Source organism: Mycolicibacter heraklionensis (genome assembly GCF_001021505.1).
GTDB lineage: Bacteria > Actinomycetota > Actinomycetes > Mycobacteriales > Mycobacteriaceae > Mycobacterium > Mycobacterium heraklionense.
In genome coordinates, this window is the sequence record NZ_LDPO01000002.1 from 48,425 (window position 1) to 61,323 (window position 12,899).

13 protein-coding genes are annotated in these 12,899 nt (G+C 68.0%); 9 read left to right on the forward strand and 4 right to left on the reverse strand.

Annotated elements, in window-relative coordinates; translation table 11 throughout:
- The first annotated feature begins 14 nt into the window (after positions 1-14).
- Positions 15-2,060, forward strand: a complete 2,046-nt coding sequence (locus ABW16_RS03585) for an MDR family MFS transporter (protein WP_047317791.1) — start codon at positions 15-17, stop codon at positions 2,058-2,060.
- Positions 2,061-2,086: 26 nt separating this feature from the next.
- The gene (locus ABW16_RS03590) at positions 2,087-2,581 is read left to right on the forward strand and encodes a carboxymuconolactone decarboxylase family protein (RefSeq protein ID WP_047317792.1); all 495 of its coding nucleotides are present in this window, start codon (positions 2,087-2,089) and stop codon (positions 2,579-2,581) included.
- A gap of 7 nt (positions 2,582-2,588) precedes the next feature.
- Here ABW16_RS03590 and ABW16_RS03595 read toward each other — a convergent pair whose 3' ends face one another.
- Positions 2,589-3,038, reverse strand: a complete 450-nt coding sequence (locus ABW16_RS03595; RefSeq protein ID WP_047317793.1) for a limonene-1,2-epoxide hydrolase family protein — start codon at positions 3,036-3,038, stop codon at positions 2,589-2,591.
- Positions 3,039-3,343: 305 nt separating this feature from the next.
- On the opposite strand from ABW16_RS03595, the gene ABW16_RS03600 reads away from it, so the two are divergent.
- Positions 3,344-5,107 (forward strand): CocE/NonD family hydrolase, encoded by a 1,764-nt coding sequence (locus tag ABW16_RS03600; protein ID WP_047318083.1) that lies wholly within the window; start codon positions 3,344-3,346, stop codon positions 5,105-5,107.
- A 4-nt stretch (positions 5,108-5,111) separates the two neighbouring features.
- Here ABW16_RS03600 and ABW16_RS03605 read toward each other — a convergent pair whose 3' ends face one another.
- Both ABW16_RS03605 and ABW16_RS03610 read right to left on the reverse strand, forming a co-directional pair.
- Complete coding sequence (locus ABW16_RS03605; RefSeq protein ID WP_082133939.1) at positions 5,112-5,579, reverse strand: SRPBCC family protein; 468 nt, start codon at positions 5,577-5,579, stop codon at positions 5,112-5,114.
- A 108-nt stretch (positions 5,580-5,687) separates the two neighbouring features.
- Complete coding sequence (locus ABW16_RS03610) at positions 5,688-6,665, reverse strand: esterase family protein (RefSeq protein WP_047317795.1); 978 nt, start codon at positions 6,663-6,665, stop codon at positions 5,688-5,690.
- Between the two features lie 346 nt (positions 6,666-7,011).
- On the opposite strand from ABW16_RS03610, the gene ABW16_RS03615 reads away from it, so the two are divergent.
- The gene (locus tag ABW16_RS03615; RefSeq protein ID WP_047317796.1) at positions 7,012-8,115 is read left to right on the forward strand and encodes a hypothetical protein; all 1,104 of its coding nucleotides are present in this window, start codon (positions 7,012-7,014) and stop codon (positions 8,113-8,115) included.
- 1 nt (position 8,116) lies between these two features.
- On the opposite strand, the gene ABW16_RS03620 is transcribed toward ABW16_RS03615, so the two are convergent.
- Entirely contained in the window at positions 8,117-8,692 is a 576-nt protein-coding gene (locus tag ABW16_RS03620; RefSeq protein ID WP_047317797.1) for a YceI family protein, read from the reverse strand.
- A gap of 125 nt (positions 8,693-8,817) precedes the next feature.
- Between ABW16_RS03620 and ABW16_RS03625 the strand changes: the two genes are divergently transcribed.
- The 5 genes from ABW16_RS03625 (at position 8,818) to ABW16_RS03645 (ending at position 12,866) form a co-directional block, all read left to right on the forward strand.
- Positions 8,818-9,240 (forward strand): hypothetical protein, encoded by a 423-nt coding sequence (locus ABW16_RS03625; RefSeq protein ID WP_047317798.1) that lies wholly within the window; start codon positions 8,818-8,820, stop codon positions 9,238-9,240.
- A gap of 93 nt (positions 9,241-9,333) precedes the next feature.
- Positions 9,334-10,353 carry a phosphogluconate dehydrogenase (NAD(+)-dependent, decarboxylating) gene (gene gnd, locus ABW16_RS03630; protein WP_047318084.1) on the forward strand — a complete coding sequence of 340 codons (1,020 nt, stop codon included), beginning with the start codon at positions 9,334-9,336 and terminating at the stop codon, positions 10,351-10,353.
- An 88-nt stretch (positions 10,354-10,441) separates the two neighbouring features.
- Positions 10,442-11,401, forward strand: coding sequence for a DUF4129 domain-containing protein (locus ABW16_RS03635; RefSeq protein WP_047317799.1), 960 nt, complete (start codon positions 10,442-10,444; stop codon positions 11,399-11,401).
- The gene (locus ABW16_RS03640) at positions 11,398-11,886 is read left to right on the forward strand and encodes a hypothetical protein (RefSeq protein WP_047317800.1); all 489 of its coding nucleotides are present in this window, start codon (positions 11,398-11,400) and stop codon (positions 11,884-11,886) included. Before ABW16_RS03635 ends, ABW16_RS03640 begins: the two co-directional genes overlap by 4 nt.
- Before the next feature lie 8 nt (positions 11,887-11,894).
- Complete coding sequence (locus ABW16_RS03645; RefSeq protein ID WP_047318085.1) at positions 11,895-12,866, forward strand: AAA family ATPase; 972 nt, start codon at positions 11,895-11,897, stop codon at positions 12,864-12,866.
- Positions 12,867-12,899 lie beyond the last annotated feature (33 nt).

Consider the following 12,899-nt stretch of genomic DNA (forward strand, 5'->3'; position numbering starts at 1 on the left):
GACGCAGCCGGAGTATGACCGAATCGACGCCGGTCGCCGACGATGTGCGACCCGCGCCGGTCAGTCCGCATCGCCGTAACCTGATCTTCCTGGCGATCGTGTTCGGCCTGCTGATGGCCGCCCTCGACCAGACCATCGTGGCGACCGCGTTGCCGACGATCGTGTCGGATCTGGGCAACGCAGGGCATCAGTCGTGGGTCGTCACCAGCTATCTTCTGACCTCGACGATCGCGACGATCCTGGCGGGCAAGCTCGGCGATCTGTTCGGCCGCAAGCGGGTGTTCCAAGCCGCCGTGCTGTGCTTCGTGGCCGGGTCGGTGCTGTGCGGGTTGTCCGCCTCAATGGGCATGTTGGTCGGCGCCCGGGCGCTGCAGGGCATCGGCGGGGGTGCCGTCACGGTGACCGCAGCCGCACTCATCGGCGAAGTCATTCCGCTGCGCGATCGGGGGCGCTACCAGGGCATGCTGGGCGCCGTTTTCGGGGTCACCACCGTCATCGGCCCGCTGCTGGGTGGCTACGTCACCGACTACCTCACCTGGCGATGGGCGTTCTGGATCAATCTGCCGATTTCGGTGGTCGTGTTGATCGTGGCCGGCGTGGCGATACCGGCCTTGGCGGGCCGTGCCAAGCCTGTCATCGACTACGCCGGGATCGTGCTGATCGGCTTGGGCGCCACCGGGTTGACGCTGGCCACCAGCTGGGGCGGTAGTCGCTACGCCTGGGGATCGCCGGCAATCGTCGGACTGTTCGGCGGGTCGGTGCTGGCGCTGGCGCTGTTCGCCCTCGTGGAGAGCCGCGCTGCGGCGCCCATCCTGCCGATCCGGCTGTTCGCCGACCCGGTGTTCGCGGTCTGCTGTGTGCTGGCGTTCGTCGTCGGCTTCGCGATGCTCGGCGCGCTCACCTTCCTGCCCACCTTCATGCAGTACGTCGACGGTGTCTCGGCGATCACCTCGGGGTTGCGCACCCTGCCGATGGTGGTCGGCATGCTGGTGACCTCCACCGGCAGCGGCGCACTGGTGGGACGTACCGGCCGTTACAAGATCTTTCCGGTGGTCGGCACGGCCTTGATGACGATCGCGTTCACGCTGATGTCCCAGATGGACGCCGCCACTCCGGCGTTGCTGCAGTCGGTCTACCTGGTCATCCTGGGTGCTGGCATCGGGCTGTCGATGCAGGTCCTGGTTCTCGTCGTGCAGAACACCTCGAGTTTCGCCGACCTCGGAGTGGCCACGTCCGGGGTCACGTTCTTCCGGACCATCGGCAGCTCGTTCGGCGCCGCCGTGTTCGGGTCGCTGTTCGTGAACTTCCTGGGCCACCGGCTGGGCTCGGCGCTGAGTAGCGCCGGACTGGCCGCCGGCGCGGCCGACTCGCCCGAGGCGGTGCGTCGGCTGTCGCCGCAGCAGGCGGAGCCGATCGTGGCGGCCTATGCCGACTCACTCGGGCAGGTGTTCCTGTGCGCCGCGCCGGTCGCGCTGGTCGGGTTTGTGCTGGCCCTGTTCCTGCGCGAGGTCCCGCTCAAGGAACTGCGCGACAGCGCGGTCGATCTGGGCGACGGGTTCGGCATGCCCACCAACGCGTCGTCGGACGATCTGTTGGAGAACGCAATCGGGCGACTGCTGCACAACGAACCGGGAATGCGGCTGCGCTCCATCGCGCTGCGGCCGGACTGCCAGCTCGACGTCGCCGGGCTGTGGACCGTGTTACGGATCTACCGGTACACGCAGGTGTTTCGGACCGCGCGGCTCAGTGACATCGGCAAGCGCCTGCGGGTGCCCTACGAGATCCTCGAACCGACCGTCGATCGGCTGGTGGCTCAGGGTTACGTGCTGCGCGAAGGCGATCACCTCGGTCTTACCCGGGCCGGTCTGCGTCAGGTCGGGTTCGTGTCCTCGCTGGTACAGGATTGGGTGGTCGACAAACTGGCCCGCTCGCCCGGGTTCGAGGGCCGTCCGGATCGCGCCGAGGTCTCAGCCGCGCTGGAGCGGATCGCCCGCCGGGCCGTCATCGATCCCGACGATGCGGGGGAGTCGGCGGAGTTCAGCGGCACCGCCCACGGCTGACGGCCAAGCCAGCTAGCATCCTGCCTATGAGCCGAATCGGGGACTTTCCCGCAGACGACGTGATGGGCTGGATGGTCAAGTCACCCGAACTTGCGGTTGGGATCGGCGGATTCAGCACCGCGGTCTACAACAACGGCCGGTTGCCGATGCGCACCCGCGAGCTGGCCCGGATGGTGATCGCGTTCGACAACGAGTGCACGGTATGCGTCAACACCCGTGACGCCGACGGCCCAGCGGCCGGGGTCGACGAGGATCTTTACGAGCACGTGTCGCAGTGGCGCACCTGGCCGGGCTATAGCCCCCAGGAGCGGCTCGCGGCCGAGTTCGCCCATCGCTTCGCCACCGATCACACCGGCCTGCGGGACGACGAGGACTTCTGGTCGCGGTGCGCCGAGCACTTCAGTGACGAACTCCTCGCCGACCTCGCGCTGTCGTGTGCGCTCTGGCTGGGAATGGGGCGGCTGCTGCGCACCCTCGACATCGGACAGGCCTGTGCGCTGACCCTGCCCAGCAGGGCTTGATCCGGACTCAGATCAGGCCGGTGGCGTCGAACATCCACGACATGTCGGCCTGGGCAAGGTCCTCCAGCCAGGTCGGCGGCGCGTGGGCCGTCAGGCCGGCCATATCCCAGTAGTCTTTCCACAGCGTGATCTTTCCGTCGATCACCTTGTGCACTGTGACGAAGCGCAGCAACGCGCTTTCCCCGGTGGCCCAGTTCCACGTTTCAGAGTGCTCGTAGAGCACGTCGGACCCTTCGGCGACCAGCAGGCCCGCGTGGTTCTCGTATCCGGTCAGCGGCTCCAGACCGATCTTGAGGCGTTTGACGATGTCGTGTGGCCCGCGGGCGGCAGCGGCCGGGCCGACCGGCATGTCGACATAGATGCAGTCTTGCGCCAGAAAGGGTTTCACCGCGTCCCAGTCACGACGCGATAAGGCCTTCCACATCCCGGCGACGATGTGTTTGATGTCAGCCGGCATACCGATACCGACTTCCGGCGCAGCACATCACATGCCGGAATATACGCCGGCGCTGGACAGGCGTCCGAGCGGCACTGGTGCGCCGTTTAGAGTCTGGTGCGGAGGTGGGCATGGCTGATCGTAGGACGACGCGCAAGGTCGGATTGGTGCTGGCGGCAGCTGCTGCGGCGGGGGCCGCCGGCGTCGCAATGCGGAAGTCGGGTGCCGCGCGTCCCCGCAAGACCAACCCATCGCCGCTGAGCCCGGAGTGGACAGCCGGACCTGCGTGCTACGGCGTCGGGATACGGCGCAATGTCGCGGTGCAGATGAGCGACGGCGTCGTACTGCGCGCCAATATCCATTACCCCACCGTCCCCGCGACCGGCGCGCCCGCTGAAGGGCCGTTCCCGGTGCTGCTGTCGGTGACCCCGTATGGCAAGTTGGCGCCGCCGCCCGCGGCGCAGTTAGGTGGCGGGCCCTCGCCGCATCTGATTCGGCGGGGCTACATCGAGGTGATGGTCGACGTCCGTGGCACCGGGGCATCCGGCGGATCGTTCGAGATGTTCGGCGCGGACCAGACGCGCGACGGTGTCGAGCTGGTCACCTGGGCAGCCACATTGCCCAACTCCAATGGCCGAGTCGGCATGTTCGGTATCTCCTACCTGGCCATCAATCAGTTGTTCACCGCGGCCGCGGTGGGCCCGGACTCACCGCTGAAGGCGATCTTCCCGGTGATGGCCGCCAACGACTTCTATCGGGATGCCGCCGCCATGGGCGGGGTGTCGCACCTGCGTACGGTGCGCGCCTACGGCTCGGTGTACGCGTTGCTCAACGTGCTCAACCCGACGCTGGAGTTCTTCACCCCCGGCAGCCATTCGCGGCCCCGTGCCGGCGGGCTGGCCGCGGTGCGCCAGCGCGGCAGAGCCCAACGCGGCTACTTCGGGCCGCTGATCGCCGAGGCGCGCACCGGCGGTGATGCCGCCTACGACGGGCCGTTCTGGGACAGCATGCGGCCGGACTTGGTGCTGCCCGAGATCGCCGCCAACAATGTGGCTGTTTTCCTGACCGGCGGTTGGCACGATGCCTTTCAGCGCGGCGCACCGCTGAACTATGCGGCGTTGCAGAACGCCTACACCGGCCGGCCGCCCAATGCGCCGATGGTGCCCGGGCAACCCCTGACCGACCGAATCAAACTGATGATGGGCCCCTGGTACCACGTTTCGGACTATGGCGGTCTGCACCTGCTGGATCTGCAACTGCGCTGGTTCGATTATTGGCTCAAAGACGATGCGGCTGCGGCTATCTCGGGTGCACCGTTCACCTTCCAGGCGATCGGTGACCGGCGCTGGTACCACACCCGCGAGTACCCGATTCCCGAGGCGACGCCGACCCGGCTCTACCTGTCGCACGCCGGTCGGTTGACTGTCGACGCTCAGGAGGAGCAAAGCCTCGCCGCGTTGCCGTACCGCTCGCACGGTCCGGTATCGGGGCGCAGCCTCGAACAGTGGTCGTTGGGGCTGAACAGCTTTGCCACCACTGTGGCCGGCGGACGTACCCGGCACGACCAGGACAACCGCCGGGTGCAGCGGGGAGCTCTTACCTACACCACTGAGGCGTTCGACTCGCCGACACTGATCGCCGGACCGATCACGCTGCGTGTGCAGGCGACGGCCGACACCGCCGAGACACTCTGGGTCGCGCACCTCGACGACGTCGCACCCGAGGGGGTCAACCGCCCGCTGACCATGGGAGCGCTGCTCGGCTCGCACCGCGAGTTGGACCCGGACCGTACTTGGTACCTGCCGGATGGCACCGTGCTGCGCCCCCAACACATCAGCACCCGCGCTGCGGTGCGACCGGTGGAGCCGGGGGAGTTGACCGGCTACGACATCGAGATCTTCCCGACAGCGGCGCTGATGGCGCCGGGGCACCGGTTGCGGCTGACGTTGACCACCTACGATTTTCCGCACCTGGTACCGACCGCGGCCACCCGCCAGGCGCTGGCGGGCGGCCTTTACCAGGTGCAGCAGGGCGGCCCCACCCCGTCGTTCCTGCTGCTGCCGCTGGCCGACCCGGACAGCCTGGCCTGAGCTGCTAGGGCTGTTCTGCGACCTCGCGGATTCGCTCCAAGGTGCGCCGCATATCGCGAATGTTGTTGCGCTGCCGTAGAAAACCGCCGAATGCGTAGTAGTAGACGGTGGTGAGGAAGGAATTGGCCAGCTGGAACGATTCGGTGACGTCGGTGCCATTCGCAGTGGGGGTGAGCTCGTAGCGCCACCGGTTCACCGCACGGTCACCGGCGAGCACCGCGAAGCCGAACACCCGGTTCGGCTCGCACTCGGTGACTCGGCAGGTGGTCCAGTACACCGGCCCGATCCCGTTGCGTCGCACATGCCCGCGGAATCGTGCGCCCACCGCGGGACCATCGGCACCGTCGAGCCATTCAGCCTCAAAGGTTTCCGGTGAGAACTTCCCGATGTTACGGACGTCGGCCACCAGATCCCAGATCCGCTCGGCCGGAGCCGCCATATGAACTGTCGCCGAACCCTGCATGTTCGCCATCCAATCACGTCGGCGGCGCCACGGTAACCCCATCGGCGACAAAGCACTGGGCCCCACCCGGAATCGGATGGGGCCCAGTGGTAAGACCGCTGCGGTCGGGTCGGGTGCTTAACCCGCGCTGGCGCCCAGGTGGCTCTGCAGGTCCGGCTTCATAGCCTGCAGCTGAGCGCCCCAGTACTCCCAGCTGTGGGTGCCGTAGTCCGGGAAGTTGAACACGGCGTTGTTGCCACCGGCGGCGGTGTAGAGCTCCTGGAACTTCTTGTTCTGGCCGATCATGAAGTTGCCCTCGAGGAACGTCGCGGGGATGTTGTCGCCGCCCAACTCGTTCGGGCGACCGTTACCGCAGTAGACCCACAGCCGGGTGTTGTTGGCCACCAGCTTGCCGACGTTGACCGTCGGGTCGTTGCGCAACCAGGCCGGGTCGTCGTCCGGGCCCCACATGTCTTCCTTCTTGTAGCCGCCCGCGTCGCCCATGGCCAGGCCGATCCAGCTCTTGCCGTCGGAGGGGTTGATGTAACCCGACAGCGAGCCCGCGTAGGTGAACTGGTTGGGGTGGTAGATCGCCAGCGTCATCGCCGAGGCGCCGGCCATCGACAGGCCGACCGCGGCGTTGCGGCTCTGGCTCACGCCGTACTCCGAGGCCAGGTAGGACGGCAGCTCGCTGGTGAGGAAGGTCTCCCACTTGTAGGTGGAGCAACCTGCCTTACCGCAGGCCGGCTTGTACCAGTCGCTGTAGAAGCTGGACTGGCCACCGACCGGCATGATCACCGAGATGCCCGACTGGTAGTACCACTCGAATGCCGGGGTGTTGATGTCCCAGCCGTTGTAGTCGTCCTGGGCGCGCATGCCGTCGAGCAGGTACAGGCCCGGGGAGCCGGACCCGCCAGGCTGGAACTGCACCTTGATGTCACGGCCCATACCTGCCGAAGGGACCTGCAGGTACTCGACCGGCAGACCCGGCCGGGAGAACGCCGATGCGGTTGCCTCGCTACCTGTCAGGCCGATCAGGCCCGGCAGCGCTGCGGCAGCTACCGCGCCGACCAAAAGTCGGCGTGCCCAGCGCAATCCCTTGGTCACGTCTGTCATTCCTGCCCCTTGTCGTCTTGCTGTGGAACGTTCAATCTCTCGATCGCGACGCCACGCGCGCCACCACTTCGGCATCGGCCCTTACATGCAGCAACGGCCGCAATTTGCAAGTCAAGCGGCCGTCTAGGGATCCGACTCGCATATAGCATACCCGATTTTCGGGCGGGACCCGGTTAGGACAAGCCGCACGACACGCGTAGGCTCCCCTCCGGTAAGCCGACAAGACCACACAGTCCTGAGCTGTCCCCGGTCCGTTCCGGCGCCCCGCCGATCCGTTCACGGGCCCGGTGAAGGCCCTGAGCAGACGCGGTGACATCGCAGGTCAGGACGATTGGGGCGCGCGATTTTGGACACCGTACTGGGGCTGGCGATCACGCCGTCGACAATCGGCTGGGTCATGGCCGACGCGGGCGACTCGGGCTGCCCGACGGTTATCGGTGAAGAGCTGAGTGCCGCCGGCGGTGGCGCGGGACCCGACGTGGTGGCTCTGGCGGCGCAGGCGGCAGCGGTGGCTGCCCGGGCGCGCACCATGTTGGCCTCCCGTGGCGAGCGATTGCACGGCGTGGCAGTGACCTGGAGCGATGAAGCGGCGGTCGGCGCCGCGCTGCTGCTTGAGTCGCTGGCAGACGCCGACTTCGAACACGTGGTTCCGGTGCGCTATAGCCGGGCTGCCATGTCGCTGGCCGACGGAATCGGCCCACGACATGCACCGGCCGCGGTATGCGTGGTCGAAGCCGGTGTGGCCACCCTGGTCCTGCCCGGAGCCCCGGATCCGATCGTCACCGCCTGTCCGATCGGCGGCGTCGACGATGTGACCGGCTGGCTGGCTGACGCCTTGGCCTCGGGCGGTCGGCGGCCGGAGCTGCTTATGGTGGCCGGATCGGTGCGGGGTATGGACCGGCTCGGACGCCGCTTGGAGTCCAAGCTGTCGATGCCGGTCTTCGTCCAAGGCGGAGCGTTTCAGGCGTTGGCGCGCGGGGCGGCCCTGACGCTGGCCCCGCACGCCGAATTGACCTCGGCGCCGCTTGAGTCGCCCGCGGCCGGCACGGAGATGGGTAACGCCGGCCGGCGCCGGGTGCGGCCACTGTCGTACGCCGGAGCCCTGCTGATGCTGGCGGGGGGAGCGGTGACATTGGTGTCCTCGGTGGCCGCCGCGTTGAGCTTGCAGCTCGGCCCAAACAGGGCAGTCCCGGATCTGCCTCCGCCGCAGCACGCGACGGTGGCCCGCGTCGCCGTTCCCGCCGCCCCACCGGCGGCCGCCCCGGCCCTGCCACCGTCACCCGCCGCGACGGCACCCCCGGGCGAGACCTCGGAAGAGGCACCCGCGGAGTTCGGCTCGCTGTGGGACGCGCCGTTGGCTGACCCGGACCTGCAGGAACCTTCTCCGGATGGCGTCCCGTCGCTGCTGCAACGCGTTCGGGACCACATTTTCGGCCTTCCCGGCCGCTGACTCAGGCCCCGTCGAGCTCGTCGGCCGCGATGGTCCCCGAGAAGGACACCGTCACCTCGTCGGCGACCTGCATGGCTCCCATCAGCATCGAATAGCGCCGCACACCGAAGTCGCTGTGACGCACTCGGGTGTCGCCGTCCACCTGCCAGGAGCCGCCGTCAGCGTCGCCGTCCTTGGCCACCCGAACCGCGATGACGTGCGGCTTGCGCCGGCCGTGGATCTCCAGCTCTCCGGTCAGTCGATAGCCGTCATCGGTCGGTTCGACGTCGGTGGACCCGAACCGGATCAGCCGATATTTGGTGCTGTCGAGGCATTTGAGCGCATTGCTGCGGATCAGCGTCTTCTCCGGCGCGCTCAGCGGCGTCATTCCACCCTCACCGCGCAGCACTTGCAGTGAATCCACCTCGACAGCAAGCTCCAGGGCAGTAGGCCGGTCGCCGGACCACGACACGGTTGCTTCCCAGCGCTCCATCACGATGGTGAGCCGATGGCCCATCTTTGCCGCTCGCCCCGCCACCTCAGTGCGGAGCAGCAGCTGGCCGTGCGATGGGTCGAGCCGCGACTGCGTACTGGTCATCCGCGGGACTTTAGCGGGCCGGGCCCGCGAGGTTTCGACGGATTCGCGATGGCGTGCGGCGACCACCCGTTAGGCTCTGACGCGTCGCCGATGGGTGGCCTGGATCGACAGACTGAGGGCGAAGAATGATTCGTGAACTAGCTGCAGCTGCTTTCATCGTGGGAGCCGCGGGTGCAGTCGCTATCGGCGCCGCACCGGACGCCGATGCCTACCCCGGCGATGTGCCGGGCATGGTCGATGGCCAGCGCCAGGGCGACGCCTGCTTCAGCTGGGAGCGCTTCATCTACGGCCACGGCCCCAACGGCCAAGCGCTGGCATGCCATTTCATCGCCAACCAGTGGCCGCCCAAGGACACCGGGTTCTGGCAGATCTCCTACCCGCTTTACGGGGTACAGGAGATCGGTTCGCCGTGCCCGAACCCACAGTCGGCGGCGCAGTCGCCCGACGGGTTGCCGCTGCTGTGCCTGGGTGCGCGGGGCTGGCAGCCCGGCATCTACACCGGGGGCATCGGCCCCTACTTCCCGCCGGGGATCGCCCAGGTCGGGTAATCGCGCCCGACGCATCCGCAGGTCAGCTTTTGTCCAGGATGGTGCGTTAGCTTCGAGCGGATGACGGCCGGTCACGGTAAGGAGCAGCGCACCATGCGACTGGGGATGATCGGCCTGGGCCGAATGGGCGCCAATCTCGTTCGGCGCATGGTCGACGGCGGTCACGAATGCGTGGTCTACGACCACAACGCCGACGCGGTCGGCGCAGTGCTCACCGAGGCCAACACCACCGGGGTGTCTTCGGTGGCCGAACTCGCGGCGGAGCTGTCCGCTCCTCGGGTGGTCTGGGTGATGGTGCCGGCCGGTGCCATCACCACCGGTGTCATCGAAGAACTGGCCGGTACACTGGCCGCCGGCGACATCGTGATCGACGGTGGAAACTCCTATTACCGTGACGACATCATGCACGCAAAGATATTGGGCGACAAAGGTATTCATCTACTCGACTGCGGTACCAGTGGCGGAGTGTGGGGCCGCGAACGGGGTTACTGCCTCATGGTCGGCGGGGATCGGGCAGCGTTCGACCATGTCGAGCCGATCTTCGCGACCGTGGCTCCCGGGGTGGACGCGGCCCCGCGCACGCCGGGGCGCGAGGGTGCGGTCTCGCAGGCCGAGAACGGATATCTGTACTGCGGTCCGTCGGGTGCCGGGCACTTCGTCAAGATGGTGCACAACGGAATTGAGTACGGGATGATGGCCTCGATCGCCGAGGGTCTGAACATCTTGCACCACGCCAACATCGGCAAGCAGGACCAGCAGGGTGATGCCGAAACTGCGCCGCTGAGCAATCCCGAGTTCTATCGGTACGACATCGATATCGAGCAGGTCACCGAGGTCTGGCGGCGGGGCAGCGTGATCGGCTCCTGGCTGCTGGATCTGACCGCCAGTGCGTTGCAGAAGTCACCGGAGCTGGAGGAATTCGCCGGCCGGGTCTCCGATTCCGGCGAGGGTCGATGGACCGTGATCGCCGCGATCGACGAGGGCGTGCCCGCCCCGGTGCTGACCACTGCGCTGTACGCGCGATTCGCCTCGCGCCAGCTGTTCGAGTTCGGCGCGAAGGTGCTTTCGGCCATGCGCAAGCAGTTCGGCGGGCACGACGAGAAGTCCGGCTGAACAGCGCAGCGTCCTTCACGCGACGCTGGCCGCTGTCCGCCCCGGCATGCCAGTATGGGGAATGCCGTGGCGACGGCGGGAAACCCAGATGACTGGTGTTCCGGGGACAGCCGGTAGCGACAGGACGACCGTGCGGGTGATCGCCCTGATCGTCTTGCTGTTCGCGGCCGGCGCCGCAATTCGCGGATACGTTCCCGGCGCCCCGCCCGAGCCGCACCGGACGAGCGACCCAGGCACGGTACAGCCGATCGTTTTGGCGGCGCTGTTAACGGTGTCGGGCGCCATCATCGCGGCCGCCGTCGTGCACCGGGCTCGTCATCACCCCGCGAGAGTCGGCAGCATCGGCCAGTTGTCTCTGACCGTCGGAGCCGGTCGGGGGCCGGCCTGGCGCAGGGTGCTGATAGTCGTGGCGGCGCTGGCGTTGTGGCTGCTGACAATCGTGGTGCTGGCGAAGCTCGGCGGCGGGCACCGTTTCGAGATCCCCGCGGAGGTGCCCGGGCTGGGTGAGGCAACGCCGGGCTCGCCCGACGCAGCGGCCCCGCCGTCGCGGGCGGTTCCCGGCGGACCGGCCGGTGGCGCGTCCGCCTATCTGCTGGCCGTCGCCGCCCTGCTGCTGGCTCTGATCGCCACCGCGGTCGTTGCCGCACGCACCCGGCGCCCCGATCCCAGACCGCCCGTGACCATCGCCATTCCGGCTGAGGCGGAAGTGTCGAGTGCCGGCGAAAACCTTGCGCGGGCAGCGGAACTCGGCCTGGCCCGTGTGGTCGATCGCAGTCGCGAGCCACGGGCGGCGATCATCGCCTGCTACGCGGTGATGGAAAGCCACCTCGGCGCCGTTCCCGACGTCGCCCCCCGCGCCTGCGACACACCCACCGAAGTGCTGGCCCGGGCCGTGGAACACCATGCCCTGCCCGCGGAGAACGCGGCCCAGCTGGTGGCGCTGTTCACCGAGGCGCGCTTCAGCTCCCACCTGATGACCGAGCGACACCGCGCCGACGCGGTCGCCGCGCTGCGGCTGGTACTCGACGAATTGCGGAATCCACGATGAAAATGCTTGCCCTGCAAGGTGTCCTGCTGATGGCCGGCGCTGAGCTGGTAGCGGTGATCACCCACCAACATCAGCTCCTGCTGTGGGCGGCGGCCATCGCGGTCGCGCTGCCGTTAGTCGGCATCCGGCGACTGTTGACCACGGGAGGTTCGGCACCGCCCGCAGCCCCGGTTGCTATCGACGAACCCGGTGAGGCAATACGCCAGTGGCTGACGGGCACCGAAGCCAGAATCCGCTGGGCGGAATCGACCAGAGCCGACTGGGATCGGCGCTGGCGACCGATCCTGGCACGGCGGTTCGAGACCTCCACCGGGCGGGGCAGGACGAAGGATCCTGCGGCGTTCGACGCCACCGGGGCGCTGTTGTTCGGTGACGAGCTGTGGCCGTGGGTCGATCCCGGCAACGTCGCGCCCACCGGAGACCGTGGACCCGGACCCGGACGCGCTGTCCTGGAGGAGATCCTGTGCCGCCTGGAGCAGCGATGAGCACCGGGCTGTCCGGCGCGGCGGCCACTACCGCGGAGCGCTGCACCGCGGTGCTCGACGAAATCGAACGGGCCGTGGTCGGTAAGCGGTCCGCACTCACCCTCATTCTGACCACGGTGCTCGCCGGCGGACATGTGCTCATCGAAGACTTGCCCGGCCTGGGCAAGACGCTGATCGCACGGTCGTTCGCCGCCGCGCTCGGACTGGACTTCATCCGGGTGCAGTTCACCCCCGACCTGCTGCCCGCCGACCTGCTCGGCACGACCGTCTACGACATGTCCTCGGGCCGTTTCGAATTCCGGCGCGGGCCGATCTTCACCAACCTGGTGCTGGCCGACGAGATCAACCGAACGCCGCCCAAGACCCAGGCGGCCCTGCTGGAGGCGATGGCCGAAGGTCAGGTCAGCATCGACGGCCACACGCATCGGTTGCCGTCGCCGTTCATCGTGCTGGCAACCGACAATCCGATCGAGTACGAGGGCACTTACCCGCTGCCGGAGGCGCAGCTGGACCGGTTCGCGATCCGGCTGCGGTTGGGCTATCTCTCGGAGCAGGGGGAGGCGGCCATGCTGCGCCGGCGCCTGGATCGCGGTGCTGCCTTACCGATAGTGCACAAAGTGGTCGACGCCGACGACCTGGTGGCGATGCGCGAATCGGTGGAACAGGTCAGCGTGCACGACGACGTGCTGCGCTATGTGGTGTCGCTGGCGACCGGGACCCGGCGCCATCCGCAGGTGGCGGTGGGCGCCAGCCCGCGGTCGGAAATCGACTTGGTCCAGCTCGCCCGGGCCCGTGCTCTGCTGCTCGGCCGCGACTACGTGATCCCCGAGGACGTCAAGGCGTTGGCCACGTCGGCGATCGCGCACCGGATCACGCTACGGCCGGAGATGTGGGTGCGCCGGGTCCAGGGCGCCGACGTGGTGGAGGAGCTGCTGCGGCGGCTGCCGGTGCCCAGAACCCCCGAGGCGACGCCGACGTGACGCCAGACCCCGACTTCCACGAGGTGGATGTCG